General features: G+C 65.8%; 14 protein-coding genes. 12 read left to right on the top strand and 2 right to left on the bottom strand.

Going from position 1 to position 15,202, the window contains the following annotated elements; all coding sequences use genetic code 11:
* Window positions 1-20: 20 nt before the first annotated feature.
* From hpnI to BCR55_RS02150, 9 genes are all read left to right on the top strand, one after another.
* A complete protein-coding gene (hpnI, locus tag BCR55_RS02190) occupies window positions 21-1,202 on the top strand; it encodes a bacteriohopanetetrol glucosamine biosynthesis glycosyltransferase HpnI (RefSeq protein ID WP_059940834.1) in 1,182 nt (393 codons plus the stop codon).
* 174 nt (window positions 1,203-1,376) lie between these two features.
* Complete coding sequence (gene hpnJ, locus BCR55_RS02185) at window positions 1,377-2,819, top strand: hopanoid biosynthesis associated radical SAM protein HpnJ (protein ID WP_306300585.1); 1,443 nt, start codon at window positions 1,377-1,379, stop codon at window positions 2,817-2,819.
* A gap of 3 nt (window positions 2,820-2,822) precedes the next feature.
* A complete protein-coding gene (gene hpnK / locus BCR55_RS02180; RefSeq protein ID WP_065494108.1) occupies window positions 2,823-3,707 on the top strand; it encodes a hopanoid biosynthesis-associated protein HpnK in 885 nt (294 codons plus the stop codon).
* On the top strand, window positions 3,704-4,735 hold the full coding sequence (locus tag BCR55_RS02175) for a lysylphosphatidylglycerol synthase domain-containing protein (protein WP_065494107.1): 1,032 nt from the start codon (window positions 3,704-3,706) through the stop codon (window positions 4,733-4,735). The genes hpnK and BCR55_RS02175 overlap by 4 nt, the downstream gene beginning before the upstream one ends.
* An 85-nt stretch (window positions 4,736-4,820) precedes the next feature.
* Window positions 4,821-5,378 carry an outer membrane protein assembly factor BamE gene (gene bamE / locus BCR55_RS02170; protein WP_006401216.1) on the top strand — a complete coding sequence of 186 codons (558 nt, stop codon included), beginning with the start codon at window positions 4,821-4,823 and terminating at the stop codon, window positions 5,376-5,378.
* Between the two features lie 323 nt (window positions 5,379-5,701).
* A complete protein-coding gene (locus BCR55_RS02165; RefSeq protein WP_012467549.1) occupies window positions 5,702-6,391 on the top strand; it encodes an ABC transporter permease in 690 nt (229 codons plus the stop codon).
* Window positions 6,388-7,101, top strand: a complete 714-nt coding sequence (locus tag BCR55_RS02160; protein ID WP_006401214.1) for an ABC transporter permease — start codon at window positions 6,388-6,390, stop codon at window positions 7,099-7,101. The genes BCR55_RS02165 and BCR55_RS02160 overlap by 4 nt, the downstream gene beginning before the upstream one ends.
* A 21-nt stretch (window positions 7,102-7,122) precedes the next feature.
* Window positions 7,123-7,923, top strand: a complete 801-nt coding sequence (locus BCR55_RS02155) for an ABC transporter ATP-binding protein (RefSeq protein ID WP_065494106.1) — start codon at window positions 7,123-7,125, stop codon at window positions 7,921-7,923.
* 20 nt (window positions 7,924-7,943) lie between these two features.
* Complete coding sequence (locus BCR55_RS02150) at window positions 7,944-8,984, top strand: GlxA family transcriptional regulator (protein ID WP_006401212.1); 1,041 nt, start codon at window positions 7,944-7,946, stop codon at window positions 8,982-8,984.
* 214 nt (window positions 8,985-9,198) lie between these two features.
* Here the strand turns inward: BCR55_RS02150 and BCR55_RS02145 are convergent, their stop codons facing one another.
* Both BCR55_RS02145 and BCR55_RS02140 read right to left on the bottom strand, forming a co-directional pair.
* A complete protein-coding gene (locus BCR55_RS02145) occupies window positions 9,199-10,458 on the bottom strand; it encodes an IS256-like element IS1356 family transposase (protein WP_065494105.1) in 1,260 nt (419 codons plus the stop codon).
* 103 nt (window positions 10,459-10,561) lie between these two features.
* Entirely contained in the window at window positions 10,562-10,900 is a 339-nt protein-coding gene (locus BCR55_RS02140; protein WP_059937926.1) for a hypothetical protein, read from the bottom strand.
* Window positions 10,901-11,836: 936 nt separating this feature from the next.
* Between BCR55_RS02140 and BCR55_RS02135 the strand changes: the two genes are divergently transcribed.
* Genes BCR55_RS02135 through astA form a run of 3 tightly spaced genes read left to right on the top strand, consistent with a single transcriptional unit; the run spans window position 11,837 to window position 15,197 of the window.
* The gene (locus BCR55_RS02135; protein ID WP_059937928.1) at window positions 11,837-13,069 is read left to right on the top strand and encodes an aspartate aminotransferase family protein; all 1,233 of its coding nucleotides are present in this window, start codon (window positions 11,837-11,839) and stop codon (window positions 13,067-13,069) included.
* Between the two features lie 32 nt (window positions 13,070-13,101).
* Window positions 13,102-14,154: an arginine/ornithine succinyltransferase subunit alpha gene (aruF, locus tag BCR55_RS02130; RefSeq protein ID WP_006401207.1), complete on the top strand. Its 1,053-nt coding sequence runs from the start codon at window positions 13,102-13,104 to the stop codon at window positions 14,152-14,154.
* The gene (gene astA / locus BCR55_RS02125; RefSeq protein ID WP_006407551.1) at window positions 14,151-15,197 is read left to right on the top strand and encodes an arginine N-succinyltransferase; all 1,047 of its coding nucleotides are present in this window, start codon (window positions 14,151-14,153) and stop codon (window positions 15,195-15,197) included. The genes aruF and astA overlap by 4 nt, the downstream gene beginning before the upstream one ends.
* Window positions 15,198-15,202 lie beyond the last annotated feature (5 nt).

Below are 15,202 nucleotides of genomic sequence, written 5' to 3'. Positions count from 1 at the left end.
TTCGTCGGAGGGCGCCGCCCATGACGACACCACCCGCCGTGTCGCTGCTCGACTGGCTGCTGATCGCGTTCGCGGCGGCGGCGGCCGCTTACGCGCTGCTCGCGGCATTCGCGCCGCGTCCGCGCGTCCCGCGCACGGCCGCGCGCGACGGCGCCGAACCGGTCAGCGTGCTCAAGCCGCTGTGCGGCGCCGAGCCGCATCTGTACGAGAACCTCGCGACCTTCTGCGAGCAGCATCATCCGCGTTACGAGGTGCTGTTCGGCGTCGCGTCGGCGGGCGATCCGGCGATCGCGGTCGTCGAGCGGCTGCGCACCGCGTATCCGGATCGCGACATCGCGCTCGTCGTCGACGCGCGCGTGCACGGCACGAATCTGAAGGTCAGCAATCTGATCAATCTCGCCGACCGCGCGAAATACGATCGGATCGTGATCGCAGACAGCGACATCGCAGTCGCGCCCGACTATCTCGAGCGCGTGACGGCGCCGCTGGCCGACGCGTCGGTCGGCGTCGTCACGTGTCTGTATCATGCGCGCAGCGTCGGCGGGTTCTGGACGCGCATCGGGGCGCAATTCGTCGACGCATGGTTCGCGCCGTCGGTGCGGATCACGCATCTCGGCGGCTCGAGCCGTTTCGGCTTCGGCGCGACGCTCGCGCTCACGCGCGACACGCTCGAGCGGATCGGCGGCCTGCGCGTGCTGAAGGACGAGCTCGCCGACGACTTCTGGCTCGCCGAGCTGCCGCGTCGCCTCGGGCGGCGCACCGTGCTCTCCGAGGTCGAAGTCGCGACCGACGTGATCGAGGCGTCGTTCGGCCCGCTCTGGCATCGCGAGACGCGCTGGCTGCGCACGATCCGGTCGCTGAATCCGGCCGGCTTCGCGTTCCTGTTCATCACGTTCACCGCGCCGTGGCTCGCGATCGCCGCGGCGCTCGCGCTGAAGCTCGACGGCACGGTCGCCGGCACGGCGGCCGGCGTGGCGGCGGTTGCGGGCACGTTCGGCCGGCTCGTGTTGCACGCGCGCGGCGAAGACGGCTGGCGCGCGTACTGGCGCGACCTGCCGCTCGTCGCCGTGCGCGACACGCTGCTCGCGCTCGAATGGCTCGTCGCCGCGTTCGGTACGCAGGTCGTGTGGCGCGGCGCGCGCATGACGGTGGTCGGCGGCGAACGCGCGGCGGCCGCCGTGGAAGGCGGCGACGGTCGCTAGCGCCGCATCGGATACAGGCAGGCGGGCGCGGCCCGCCTGCCGACGGAATACGGCCCGGCAGCGGGCCGCCATGCGTGGCGAGCGACGCTGCCGCCGCGCGACATCACGGAGTAGCGGGCGGCCGGTACGGCGGCCCGCGGTTTTTTTGACTGAATCGTTGAGACGAATCGAACTATGCAGGCTACCGGAGCATTCATGAAAACGCTGTTCTTGCAGGCCCCGTCCTACGACGGCTTCGACGGCGGAGCCGGCTCGCGCTATCAGGCCAAGCGTGAAATCCGTTCCTTCTGGTATCCGACCTGGCTCGCGCAGCCGGCCGCGCTGGTGCCGGGCAGCCGCGTCGTCGATGCGCCCGCCGACGGCCTGTCGGTCGAGGAAACGCTGAAGATCGCGAACGACTACGACCTCGTGATCATCCATACGAGCACGCCGTCGTTCCCGACCGACGCGATGTTCGCGCAGGACCTGAAGAAGATGAAGCCGTCGATGCTGGTCGGCATGGTGGGTGCGAAGGTGATGGTCGATCCGCACAACTCGCTGACGGCGAGCGACGCGATCGACTTCGTCTGCCGCGAGGAATTCGACTACACCTGCAAGGAGCTCGCCGAAGGCAAGCCGTTCGCCGAGATCAAGGGCTTGAGCTGGCGCGCGAAGGACGGCTCGATCGAGCACAACGAAGCGCGTCCGATCCTCGAGAACATGGACGAACTGCCGTTCGTCGCGCCCGTCTACAAGCGCGACCTGAAGATCGAGAATTACTTCATCGGCTATCTGAACTATCCGTACGTGTCGATCTACACGGGCCGCGGCTGCAAGTCGCGCTGCACGTTCTGCCTGTGGCCGCAGACGGTCAGCGGCCATCGCTATCGCACGCGTTCCGTCGAGAACGTGCTCGCGGAAGCGAAGTGGATTCGCGACAACATGCCCGAAGTGAAGGAACTGATGTTCGACGACGACACCTTCACCGACGATCTGCCGCGCGCGGAAGCGATCGCCATCGGCCTCGGCAAGCTCGGCATCACGTGGTCGTGCAACGCGAAGGCGAACGTGCCGTACAAGACGCTGAAGGTGATGAAGGAAAACGGGCTGCGCCTGCTGCTCGTCGGCTTCGAATCCGGCGACGACCAGATCCTCGTGAACATCAAGAAGGGCGTGCGCACCGATTTCGCGCGCCGCTTCAGCGCGGACTGCAAGAAGCTCGGCATCAAGATCCACGGCACCTTCATTCTCGGCCTGCCGGGCGAGACGAAAGAGACGATCAAGAAGACGATCGAGTACGCGAAGGAAATCAATCCGCACACGATCCAGGTGTCGCTCGCCGCGCCGTATCCGGGCACGACGCTCTACAAGCAGGCCATCGAAAACGGCTGGATGGAAGAGAACAAGACGATCAACCTCGTCAGCAAGGAAGGCGTGCAGCTCGCCGCGATCGGCTATCCGCACCTGTCGCGCGACGAGATCTATCACCATCTCGAGCAGTTCTATCGCGAGTTCTACTTCCGTCCGTCGAAGATCTGGGAGATCGTGCGCGAGATGCTGACGAGCTGGGACATGATGAAGCGCCGTCTGCGCGAGGGCGTCGAATTCTTCCGTTTCCTGCGTGCGCACGAGGCCTGATTCGTGACGACGCAGCGGGCGGCGCGGGCGCTCATCTTCACCGCGGACGACTTCGGGCTGCATGAGCGCGTGAACGCGGCAGTCGAGCGCGCGCATCGCGACGGCGTGCTGAACGCCGCGAGCCTGATGGTCGGCGCGCCGGCCGCGCAGGATGCGATCGCGCGCGCACGGCGGCTGCCGTCGCTCGCGGTCGGCCTGCATCTGGTGCTCGCGGACGGCCCCGCGACGCTGCCCGCGCGCGAGATTCCGGCGCTGGTCGGCGCCGACGGCCGCTTCGGCGACGCGATGGCGAAGGACGGCTGCCGGTTCTTCTTTCTACCGCACGTGCGCGCGCAACTGCGCCGCGAGATCCGCGCGCAGTTCGATGCGTTCGCGGCGACCGGCCTGCCGCTTGATCACGTAAACGCGCACAAGCACTTCCATCTGCATCCGACCGTGCTGTCGATGATCGTCGAGATCGGCCGCGACTACGGTCTGCGCGCCGTGCGGCTGCCGTACGAGACGACCGCGCCCGTATGGCTGCGGCCGTGGATCGCGCTCGTGCGCGCGCGGCTCGACCGCGCGGGGCTCGCGCATAACGACTACGTGGTCGGCATCGCGCAGACGGGCCGGATGGACGAGGCCGTGCTGCTCGATGCGCTCGCGGCGCTGCCGCCCGGTGTCGGCGAGATCTACTGTCATCCGGCCGAAGCGGGCGACGGGCCGATCACGCCGACGATGGCCGACTACCGTCCCGTCGACGAACTCGACGCGCTGCTGTCGCCGCGCGTTGCCGCGGCGCTGAGGCGCGCGGGCGTCGCGACCGGCGGCTTCGCGGCCGTGTTCGGCACGCGCGACGCGCAGCGGGGCGCACCCGCGGCGCGCAGACCGGGAGCCCAGCCGTCATGAGCAAATGGTTCAAATGGCTCGGCTGGCCGATCGGCATCGGCATCCTGCTCGCGCTGGGGCTGCACGAGGGGATCGGCGACGTGTCGCAGATGCTCGCGCGTGCCGGCTACGCGCTGCTGTGGCTCGTGCCGTTCCACGCGCTGCCGCTGCTGCTCGATGCGTACGCTTGGCACGTGCTGCTCGACCGGCGCGGGTCGCTGCCGTTTCTGTGGTGGATCGCGACCGTGCGCGAGGCCGTGAACCGGCTGCTGCCGGTCGTCGGGATCGGCGGCGAGCTCGTCGGGATCCGGCTCGCGCGCTGGCTGGTGGCCGACGCGAGTCGCGTGACGGCTTCGGTGATCGTCGAGGTGCTGGTGACGATCGTCGTCCAGTACGCATTTGCCGCGCTCGGCCTCGTGCTGCTGCTCGCGATGACGAACGCGATGGGCGGCGGCACGATCGGCGTCGCGCTGCTGCTGACGCTGCCGTTGCCCGTGCTCGGCGTCGTGCTGATGCGGCGCGGCGGGATCTTCCATGCGATCGAGCGCTTCGCCGGGCGGCTGCTCGGCGATTCGCACCGGCTGCTGCAAGGCGTCGACGGCCGGCGGCTCGACGCCGACATCGACGCGCTGATGTCGCGCACGCGGCTGCTCTTCTCCGCGTTCTTCTGGCAGCTCGGCGGCTATGTGCTCGGTGCGCTCGAGATCTACTGGGCGCTCGCGCTGCTCGGCCATCCGGTATCGATCGGCGGCGCGATCGCGATCGAAGCGATGACACAGGCCGTGCGCCATGCCGCGTTCATGGTGCCGGGCGGTCTGGGCGTGCAGGAGGCGACCGTCGTGCTGCTCGCGCAGATGTTCGGCGTCGACCGCGAAACGGCGCTGTCGCTCGCGCTCGTGAAGCGCGGCCGCGAAGTGCTGTTCAGCTGCCTGTCGCTCGCCTCGTGGCAGCTCGCCGAACTCGTGCGCACGCGCCGCCGGCTGCGTGCGGCGAACGCGGCGCCGCATGCGCCATCGCCGCGCAAGGCGGAAACCGAAACGATGCACTGACCGAGGCGGGCCGCGCGCCCGTCTCGCGCTTTCGGGCCGGCACGGGTATGCTTGCCGCGTGTTTTCTCGACCGGCGTTTCTTCCGATGATTTTTCGTTTCCGGCTGCTTCCCGTGACCGTGCTGGCCGCTGCGCTCGCGCTCGCGGGCTGCGACGACAAGCAAGGCAATCTCGACGTGCAACGTATCAGGGACTTCTTCAACGCGATCAAACCGGCGCCCTTGCTGCTCAAAGGGCTGAAGGTCGGCGAGTCGACCGAGGCCGACGTGCGCGCGACGATGGGCAAGCCCGACATCGAGCGGACGTTCACCGACGGCTCGAAGCGGCTCGAATATCCGCGCGGCCCGATGGGCAATCAGACCTGGTTCGTCGATCTCGATCCGAACGGCCGCTACACGGGCGCGACGCAGGTGCTGACCGCCGAGAACTTCGCGAAGGTGCGCCCCGGGATGACCGAGGACGAAGTGCGGCGGCTGCTCGGCAAGCCGGGCGAGATCGCGCAGTATCCGCTGAAGCCCGAGACGGTCTGGAGCTGGCGCTGGCTCGAGGACGGCGTGAACACCGACGCATTCTTCAACGTCCATTTCGGTCCGGACGGGCTCGTCTATACGACGTCGCGCTCCGACATTCTGAAAGGCCGCTGAGCGCACGCCCGGCGTCCGCGCACGGGCGCCGCTCGGCCGGCCGCGTCGACGGGTTTTGCGCTGCCGTCCGCTATATCGAAAAAGCGACCGAAAAATTGCAAAAAGTCCGCTTCGCGGCCCGTTATGTCGCTGTCAGGAAGCGGCTTTTTTCCTTTTGAAACAGTGAGATAGGCGGCGCGCCCAAACCGGCTGCCGAATTGCTGCGATGCAGCAGGCGTGCGCAGGGTGGTTTGAGGCAATCAATTTCGCTTGCGACTATCCGCGTCAGCACGGTGCGGGAAGGGATTCGCGCCGGCATTGATTCCAAGATCCAGGAGACGCGCGTGTTCCTTTACGGCTTTGGTCCCGTCCTGTGGGCCGGCACCGTGCAGACCATCGAGCTGTCGGTGCTGTCGCTCGCCACTGCGGTGGCGCTGGGGTTGATCGGCGCGGTGGCGAAGCTGTCGCACAATCGGGTGCTGCGAGCGATCGCGACCGGTTATACGACGCTGATTCGCTCGGTGCCCGATCTCGTTCTGATGCTGCTGCTGTTCTACAGCATCCAGATCTGGCTGAACCAGTTCACCGACCTGGTCGGCTGGACCCAGATCGACATTGATCCGTTCGTCGCGGGCGTCCTGACGCTCGGCTTCATCTACGGCGCGTACTTCACCGAAACGTTCCGCGGTGCGTTCCTTGCGGTGCCGCGCGGCCAGCTCGAGGCGGGCGCCGCGTACGGGATGAGCGGTGCGCGCGTGTTCGTGCGCATCCTGTTTCCGCAGATGATGCGCTTCGCGCTGCCGGGGATCGGCAACAACTGGCAGGTGCTCGTGAAGGCGACCGCGCTGGTGTCGATCATCGGCCTCGCGGACGTCGTGAAGGCCGCGCAGGACGCCGGCAAGAGCACGTTCAACATGTTCTTCTTCATCCTCGTCGCGGCGCTGATCTATCTGGCGATCACGACCGTTTCCAACCTCGTGCTGATCCAGCTCGAGAAGCGTTATTCCATGGGCGTGCGGCACGCAGAACTATGATCGAGATCCTTCAGGAATTCGGCAAGGCGTTCCTTTACTGGGACGGCCAGCGCCTCTCCGGCCTTGCGGTGACGCTGTGGCTGCTCGTTGCGTCGATTTCGCTCGGCTTCGTGTGTGCGGTACCGCTCGCGGTCGCGCGCGTGTCGAAGAAGAAGTGGGTGTCGATGCCGGTGCGGTTCTACACCTACGTGTTTCGCGGCACGCCGCTCTACGTGCAGCTGCTGCTGATGTACACGGGCATGTACAGCCTCGAGTTCGTGCGTTCGCACTCGCTGCTCGATGCGTTTTTCAGGAGCGGCTTCAACTGCGCGATTCTCGCGTTCGCGCTGAACACCTGCGCGTACACGACCGAGATCTTCGCCGGTGCGATCCGCGCGATTCCGCACGGCGAGGTCGAAGCCGCGCGGGCGTACGGGATGACGCCGTTCACGATGTACCGCCGCGTGATCCTGCCGTCGGCGCTGCGCCGTGCGCTGCCGCTGTACAGCAACGAGGTGATCCTGATGCTGCATGCGACGACCGTCGCGTTTACGGCCACCGTGCCCGACATCCTGAAGGTCGCGCGCGACGCGAATTCGGCGACGTACATGGCGTTCCAGTCGTTCGGGATCGCCGCGCTGATCTATCTTGCGGTATCGTTCGCACTCGTCGCGGCGTTTCGCCGTGCGGAGCGCCACTGGCTCGCGTATCTCGCGGCCGGCCGTCATTGATTTCACTTCGAGGAGAGCCAGTTGGCCGAGATCACTCAAACGAACGCGTCCGCTTCCGTGAAGCTTGCCGCGGTCGACATTCACAAGCGCTACGGCGACAACGAGGTGCTCAAGGGCGTGTCGCTGAACGCGAAAGCGGGCGACGTCATCAGCATCATCGGCGCGAGCGGCTCGGGCAAGAGTACGTTCCTGCGCTGCATCAATTTTCTCGAGCGGCCGAATGCGGGGCAGATCGTCGTCGACGGCGAGGCCGTGCGCACGAAGACCGACCGTGCCGGCGCGCTGGAAGTGGCCGACCACAAGCAGTTGCAGCGCATCCGCACGAAGCTTGCGATGGTGTTCCAGCACTTCAATCTTTGGGCGCACATGACGGTGCTCGAGAACGTGATGGAAGCGCCCGTGCACGTGCTCGGCATTTCGAAGAAGGAAGCCGAGGAGCGTGCGCGCACCTATCTCGAGAAGGTCGGGCTCGCGCCGCGCGTCGAGAAGCAGTATCCGTCGCACCTGTCGGGCGGCCAGCAGCAGCGTGTCGCGATTGCGCGCTCGCTCGCGATGCATCCTGACGTGATGCTGTTCGACGAGCCGACTTCCGCGCTCGATCCGGAGCTCGTCGGCGAAGTGCTGAAGGTGATGCAGAAGCTCGCCGAGGAAGGTCGCACGATGATCGTCGTCACGCATGAGATGGGCTTCGCGCGCAACGTCTCGAACCACGTGATGTTCCTGCATCAGGGGCGTACGGAGGAAGAGGGCGATCCGAAGGAGGTGCTGGTGCGGCCGCAGAGCGAGCGCCTGAAGCAATTCCTGTCGGGCAGTCTGAAGTAACGCGCGCGCAGGTTCGCTTCGTGGTACCGGTGTCTCGTCCCGCAGGCGCCACCCGCACGACGCAGGTGGCGATCGTTGCATTGCCGCCCGTGTCGATGTCGGGCGTGGGTCCGATCGTCGATGCGCTGCATCTGGCGAACGAGATCGACGGGCGGCTGCTGTACCGGTGGCAGGTGTGTTCGTGGGACGGGCGGCCGGTGCCGCTTGCCGGCGGTGCGCAATGGCATGCCGATGCGGCGTTCAACGATGCGATTGCGTGCGACTGGCTGATCGTGATTTCGGAGCGCTTTCAGCAGTTTGCCGATTACCGGCTGTTTCTCGCGAGTCTGGCGCGGGTTGGGCAGCGCACGCCGCTCGTGAGCGGGATTCACCATGGCGTGTGGTGGCTCGCGATGGCGGGGCAGTTGTCCGGCTATCGCGTGAGCGTGAACTGGGAGACGTATCAGCAGTTTGCCGAGCAGTTCGAGCGATCGATCGTCACGCAGCAGATCTTCGAGATCGATCGCGATCGGGCGACGTGTGCCGGCGGGCAGGCGACTGTCGATTTCATGCTGGCGATGATCGGCCGCGAGCATGGGCCGGAGCTGTCGGAGCGGATTGCCGATGCGCTCGGGGCCGGTACGCTGCGCAGCGGCGAGGAGCGACAGCGGATTCCGTTCGTGACTGCGCCGGGCGAGCGGCATCCTCGGCTCAACGATGCGTTGCTGCTGATGGAAGCGAATATCGAGGATCCGCTGACGACCGATGAAATCGCGGGATTGGTCGGTGTGTCGCGGCGGCAGCTCGAGCGGCTCTTTCGGCAGTATCTCGGCGCGATGCCTTCGAAGTACTACCTCAATCTACGGTTGCTCAAGGCGCGGACTCAATTGCAGCGGACCAGCAAGTCCGTCGTTCAAGTCAGCCTCGCATGCGGGTTTTCTTCGGCCGCGCACTTTTCCAATGCGTATCGGGAGCGGTTCGGGGTGACGCCGCGGGAGGATCGGCGGGCCTGGCTCGAGAAGCAGACGGGCGGCGGCAGTGAACCACGGGCGGGGGCGCTCGTCGAGCGCGGGAAGGATTGAGGGCTTCGGGGGCGTGCGCGTTGGCTTGCGGGTGGTGCGCCTGCGTTGGGCGTGAAGCACCTGTCGTCGTGTCGGTCTATTAGCGTCGCCCCTGCGCGGGGGGCGGTTACTTTTCTTTGTCTTGCCAAAGAAAAGTAACCAAAAGAAAGGCGCTGTGAGTACTAACGGCCGGACCGGAGGTATCCGGAATTCCGTGTGTGAGGCGGGTTGAGATTCAGATTCCAATGTTGAATCGTTCCGGGTAAAGCAGCGCGAACTGGGTCATCGCGCTCTTCCAATCGTGCCGAGAGCCGGTCCACTTGGCCACGACGTTGCGCAGCGCCAGCCAGATCAGTTTGAGCGCGGCCTCGTCCGACGGGAAGTGGCCGCGCGCCTTGATGATCTTTCGAAGCTGCATGTGCAGCGACTCGATCGCGTTGGTCGTATATACAATTTTCCGGATGTCGGGCGCGAAGGCGTAGAACGGAATCACCTGATCCCAGGCCCGGCGCCAGAGCGCGGCAATCGGAGGGTATTTCGTACCCCACGGGCTCGTATCGAACGCGTCCAGCGCCACGGCGGCCGCTTCGGCCGACGGTGCCCGATAGACCTCCTTGAGCGCCGCTGCGACCGATTTCCTGTCTTTCCAGCTGGCAAAGTCCAGCGAGTTCCGGATCAGATGCACGATGCAGGTCTGGACCGTCGTTTCCGGGAACACCGTGTTGATCGCTTCCGGGAAGCCCTTCAGGCCGTCGACCACGGCGATCAGAATGTCCTGCACGCCGCGCAGCTTCAGGTCGTTGACCACCCGCAGCCAGAACTTGGCGCCCTCGGTCTGCTCGATCCAAAGGCCGAGCACGTCGCGTGTGCCGTCGCGGCGCACGCCCAGCGCCAGGTAGATCGCCTTGTTGCGCACCACGCCTTCGTCGCGGATCTTGACTCGCAAGGCATCGAAGAACACGACCGGGTACATCGGCTCGAGCGGTCGCTGCTGCCATTCGCGCACTTCGTCGATCACGGCATCAGTCACCGTGCTGATGAAGTCCGGCGACACCTCGATGCCATACATGTCCAGCAGGAAGCCCTGAATCTCCCGCACGCTCATGCCGCGTGCATACATCGCGATGATCTTGTCGTCGAAGCCTGTGAAGCGTCGCTCGCCCTTGGCGATCAGTACCGGATCAAAGGTGCCTTCGCGGTCGCGCGGAATCTCGACGTCGAGCAGATCATCGTCGGTCGCGATGCGCTTGCGGCTGGTGCCGTTGCGATGGTTCGTGCGGCCCGCCGGCTTGGCATCGCCCTTCTCGTAGCCCAGGTGGTGGGTCAGTTCGCCGCCCAGCGCGCGCTCGAATATCGCCTTCTTCAGGGCCGCGAATTGCTCGTTGATCGAAGCCCGATCCAGCGTTCCGGGCACCAGTTGCTTGATGAGTTCCGGGTCCAGGTTCAAGCCCTTGCCCGGTTCTACCGGCACTTCTTCCTTGCGTTTGCGTGGCATAAAGTGGCTCCTTGGCCATCAGTTTATGCCTCACACACAAAAGTTCGGATAGGCTCGCCGGACCGCGCGGTAGCGGACTCACTGGCTTTGCCTTGGCGCGGTCTTACTCGCGCACAAGCCCCCATGCAGGCACGGCGTAGGGGGCGACATAGAACAGAATCGCCAGCAGCGTCGCAGCGCCGAAAGCGAGAGACCACCTACGACCCGACCATCGTCGATAAGCCAGGACGTTCAGCACACCGAACGCGATGGCCGGCCACAGGAGCGACGCAAGCAATTCGACGACGAATCTCGCATGCGGTGCGCAGTGCTCCAAATCGTTGCATCCGGTCGCGCGCGATTTCACCTCGGGCCAGTGAATATGATTCGCCACATAGAGGGACGCCCATGTGACGAACAAGCCCCACGCAATACCTAGAACCGCCAGCAACATACGCTTCATTTCATGTCCCGAAAGAGAATCTCTTTCGAATTCGATAGATCGGGAAACCAGTCTTCGTCGCTGCCGGGAGGCCAGGAGCGAAGGCGCGAGCGTGCCTTTGTTCCAGAGATCGATACGACCGAAAGCGGGGGTCCCACATTTGCGTTGACTGTTCCGCCGTCTGAAAGACGGTCGCCGACGATTGCAATTCGTCTATTCATGTTTGGTCCCGCTCGAAAAGTTTCAATCGTAGTCGCGTGGCGGCAGGGCCCATCTCGATATCGTCCGGGATCGCGCCACCCGGACGGGCGATCTTCGACTGCGCACCGGTTGGCGAGCCGGCCGATCATCTGGACTACGAGAAGGTTGGGCCGCGGTGATCGACGAAGTGCGCGAATGGCATAGGCACCCGCCCGAGCCGATGTAGTCGGTTGTGTGCGCCGCCACGGCACGCGCGATGTGCTCGGCCTTTGAATTGAGCAGACGAGGGGAGCCACATTGGCGCGCCATGCCACAGTTCGCGCTGCTTTGCGCGGAGCGATTGCCATCGGAGTTCGAATCTCGCCCCAGGTCAAACACGGACTTCGCGATTCTTCCCCATTGCGGAACCACTCCGGCGACCATGGCACCGGGAAGTCTTGCGTTTTCACAGCGCCTTTCTTTTGGTTACTTTTCTTTGGCAAGACAAAGAAAAGTAACCGCCGCCCCGCGCAGGGGCGACGCTAATAGACCGACACGATGACAGGTGCTTCACGCCCAACGCAGGCGCACCACCCAAACCCCACAAAAAACCGCCCCAAAAATACGAACAAACCCGCACCCCCCCAGCCCGAGAGGGCAAAATACCCCGCACTATCCGCTTCCGATAGAACCCGTCGCAATTCCGCAAGACGCTTGCGTCACCCTTACCTAAACTTGATCCTGTTGAACCCTCTTACGAAACCGAAAGGAACGACCATGACGACCCCGACCGTGACCCGCCAGACTTTCGACGAAGTGATGGTGCCGGTGTTTTCCCCCGCCCCGTTCGTGCCGGATCGCGCGGAGGGCTCGCGCGTGTGGGACACCGACGGCCGCGAATACATCGACTTCGCCTGCGGGATCGCGGTCACGTCGCTCGGCCACGGCCATCCTGAACTGCTGAAGGTGCTCGACGAGCAAGGCCGCAAGCTCTGGCACATCGGCAACGGCTACACGAACGAGCCGGTCCTGCGCCTCGCCAAGCGCCTCGAATCGCTGACGTTCGCCGATCGCGCGTTCTTCGCCAACTCGGGCGCCGAAGCGAACGAAGCCGCACTGAAGCTCGCGCGCCGCGTCGCGTTCGATCGCCACGGCGCCGACAAATTCGAAATCGTCTCGTTCGTGCAGTCGTTCCACGGCCGCACGTTCTTCACGGTCAGCGTCGGCGGCCAGCCGAAATACTCGGAAGGCTTCGGCCCCGTGCCGGCCGGCATCAAGCATCTGCCGTACAACGACATCGAAGCCGCCAAAGCCGCGATCGGCCCGCAAACCTGCGCCGTGATCGTCGAGCCCGTGCAGGGCGAAGGCGGCGTGATCCCGGCCGATCCGGCCTTCCTCAAGGCCCTGCGCGAAGCCTGCGACGCCAACGACGCACTGCTGATCTTCGACGAAGTGCAAACGGGCGTCGGCCGCACGGGCCAGTTCTACGCGTACATGGACACGGGCGTCACGCCCGACATCCTGACGACCGCGAAAGCGCTCGGCAACGGTTTTCCGATCGGCGCGATGCTGACGACGAACGCGCTCGCCGCGCACTTCAAGGTCGGCGTGCACGGCACGACCTACGGCGGCAACCCGCTCGCCTCGGCCATCGCCGACAAGGTCGTCGAACTGATCGGCGAGCCGGCCCTGCTCGAAGGCGTGCGCGAACGCAGCGTGCGCCTGAAAGGCGCGCTCGAACGCATCAACGCACGCTTCGGCATCTTCAAGGACGTGCGCGGCAAAGGCCTGCTCGTCGGCGCCGAACTCACGGCCGCCTTCGAAGGCCGCGCCAAGGACTTCGTGAACGCCGCCGCCGAACAAGGTCTCATCATGCTGATCGCGGGCCCGAACGTGCTGCGCTTCTTGCCGTCGCTCGTGATTCCGTTCGATCTGCTCGACGAAGGCGTGAAGCGCTTCGAGAAGGCCGTCGAGCAAGTGCTCGCGACGCAGGAAGCCACCGCGCGCTGATACCGCGCGCCCACCGCAGAACAGGAACGACGATGCTATTTGTTCGCCCCGGCAAACTCACGGATCTCGATGCGCTCGCGCACATGGCGCGCACCGCGCAGCCGGTCCTGCACTCGCTGCCGCACGATCGCGCGGCGCTCGAAGCGCGCGTCGCGCTCTCCGAGGACTCGTTTCGCGCGGACGTCGATTTCGCCGGCGAAGAGTTCTATCTGTTCGTGCTCGAGGATTCGGCAACCGGCAAGCTGCTCGGCACGGCGAGCATCGTGGCGGCCGCCGGCTACTCGGAGCCGTTCTACGCGTTTCGCAACGACGCACTGATCCACGCGTCGCGCGAGCTGCACGTGAACCGCAAGATCCACGCGCTGACGATGTCGCACGAACTCACCGGCAAGAGCCGCCTGGCCGGCTTCTACGTCGATCCGTCGCTGCGCGGCGACGCGGCCGCGCACCTGATCTCGCGTGCGCGCATGATGTACATCGCCGCGAATCGCCGGCGCTTCACGCCGGAAGTGTTCACGCTGCTGCTCGGCGTCAGCGACGAGAACGGCGCGTCGCCGTTCTGGGAAGCGGTGGGCCGCAAGTTCTTCGGCCGCGATTTCACCGACGTCGACATCGCGTCGGGCGGCCGCAGCCGTACGTTCATCGCGGAAGTGATGCCCGCGTATCCGCTCTACGTGCCGCTGCTGCCGGAAGCCGCGCAGCGCGTGCTCGGCGAGCCGAACGAAAGCGCACTGCTCGCGTACGACATCCATCTCGAGGAAGGCTTCGAGCCCGACCGCTTCGTCGACATCTTCGACGCGGGCCCGGTGCTCACCGCGCAGGTCGACCGCACCGCGTGCGTGCGGCACGGCAGCGAGCGCGTCGTGCGCGAAGCGGCGCGCGAGCAGGGCGACGTCGCGTACATGGTGTCGTCGGGCAGCGGCGAGTCGTTCCGCTGCGTGCTCGCGGACCTGCCGGCCGACGCCGCACATGCGCCGCTGTCGGGCGACGTCCGCGCGGCGCTCGATGTGAAGGATGGCGATGTCGTGCGCTGCGTGCCGCTGCATCGCCGCGACGATGAAGAGATGAAGGGGGACGCAGCATGATCGTCGTTCGGGTCGTACAAACGGGCGACGTCGACGCGCTCGTGTCGCTCGCGCAGGAAACCGGGCCGGGCCTGACCACGTTCAAGCCCGACCGCGACGCGCTGGCCGCGCGCATCGAGCGCTCGCGCCGCACGCTGGCCGGCCAGGCCGCACCGGCCGAAGCCGGCTACTTCTTCGTGATGGAAGACTCGCAGACGGGCGACATCGCGGGCGTGTGCGGGATCGAATCGCAGGTCGGGCTCGAGCAGCCGTTCTACAACTACCGCGTGAGCACCGTCGTGCACGCGAGCCAGGAGCTCGGCGTGTGGACGCGCATGTCGGCGCTGAACATCTCGCACGACCTCACGGGCTACGCGGAAGTGTGCTCGCTGTTCCTGAGCCCGCGCTATCGGACGGGCGGCGTCGGCGGCCTGCTGTCGCGCTCGCGCTTCATGTTCATCGCGCAGTTCCGCGACCGCTTTCCGGAGCGCATCTGCGCGGAACTGCGCGGCCACTTCGACGAGGACGGCACGTCGCCGTTCTGGCGCGCGGTCGGTTCGCATTTCTATCAGATCGATTTCAATGCGGCCGACTACCTGAGCTCGCACGGCCGCAAGTCGTTCCTCGCGGAACTGATGCCGCGCTATCCGGTGTACGTCGACCTGCTGCCGCAGGACGCGCAGGACGCGGTCGGCCTCACGCATCGCGACACGCTGCCCGCCCGCAAGATGCTCGAGGCGGAAGGGCTGCGCTATCAGAACCACGTCGACATCTTCGACGCAGGCCCCGTGCTCGAATGCCACATCAACGACCTGCGCACGGTGCGCGAGAGCGTCGTCGTGCCGGTCGCGATCGGCGTGCCGAACGCGGGCGACGATACGCAGGACGGCCACGCGCCGAAATCGCTCGTGTCGAATACGTCGCTCGCCGACTTCCGCGTCGGCGTCGCGCCGGGCGTCGCCGCGAACGGCGCGTTCGTGCTGTCCGCCGACGATGCCGCCGCGCTGCGCGTGAAGGCCGGCGATCCGGTGCGCGTGCTGCCGCTCAAAGCCAAACAGGGATAAACGAA

It is taken from the genome of Burkholderia sp. CCA53 (assembly GCF_001685525.1).
GTDB lineage: Bacteria > Pseudomonadota > Gammaproteobacteria > Burkholderiales > Burkholderiaceae > Burkholderia > Burkholderia multivorans.
The sequence above is the reverse complement of the archived record's forward strand: the minus strand, read 5'-3'. Positions and strand labels throughout refer to the sequence as shown.

Excerpts from the sequence above, each read along its gene's own strand:
- hpnJ (WP_306300585.1), top strand. The coding sequence starts at position 1,377 with ATGCAGGCTACCGGAGCATTCATGAAAACGCTGTTCTTGCAGGCCCCG.
- bamE (WP_006401216.1), top strand. The coding sequence starts at position 4,821 with ATGATTTTTCGTTTCCGGCTGCTTCCCGTGACCGTGCTGGCCGCTGCG.
- astA (WP_006407551.1), top strand. The coding sequence starts at position 14,151 with ATGATCGTCGTTCGGGTCGTACAAACGGGCGACGTCGACGCGCTCGTG.
- BCR55_RS02145 (WP_065494105.1), bottom strand. The coding sequence starts at position 10,458 with ATGCCACGCAAACGCAAGGAAGAAGTGCCGGTAGAACCGGGCAAGGGC.
- aruF (WP_006401207.1), top strand. The coding sequence starts at position 13,102 with ATGCTATTTGTTCGCCCCGGCAAACTCACGGATCTCGATGCGCTCGCG.
- BCR55_RS02140 (WP_059937926.1), bottom strand. The coding sequence starts at position 10,900 with ATGAAGCGTATGTTGCTGGCGGTTCTAGGTATTGCGTGGGGCTTGTTC.
- BCR55_RS02175 (WP_065494107.1), top strand. The coding sequence starts at position 3,704 with ATGAGCAAATGGTTCAAATGGCTCGGCTGGCCGATCGGCATCGGCATC.
- hpnI (WP_059940834.1), top strand. The coding sequence starts at position 21 with ATGACGACACCACCCGCCGTGTCGCTGCTCGACTGGCTGCTGATCGCG.
- BCR55_RS02160 (WP_006401214.1), top strand. The coding sequence starts at position 6,388 with ATGATCGAGATCCTTCAGGAATTCGGCAAGGCGTTCCTTTACTGGGAC.
- BCR55_RS02135 (WP_059937928.1), top strand. The coding sequence starts at position 11,837 with ATGACGACCCCGACCGTGACCCGCCAGACTTTCGACGAAGTGATGGTG.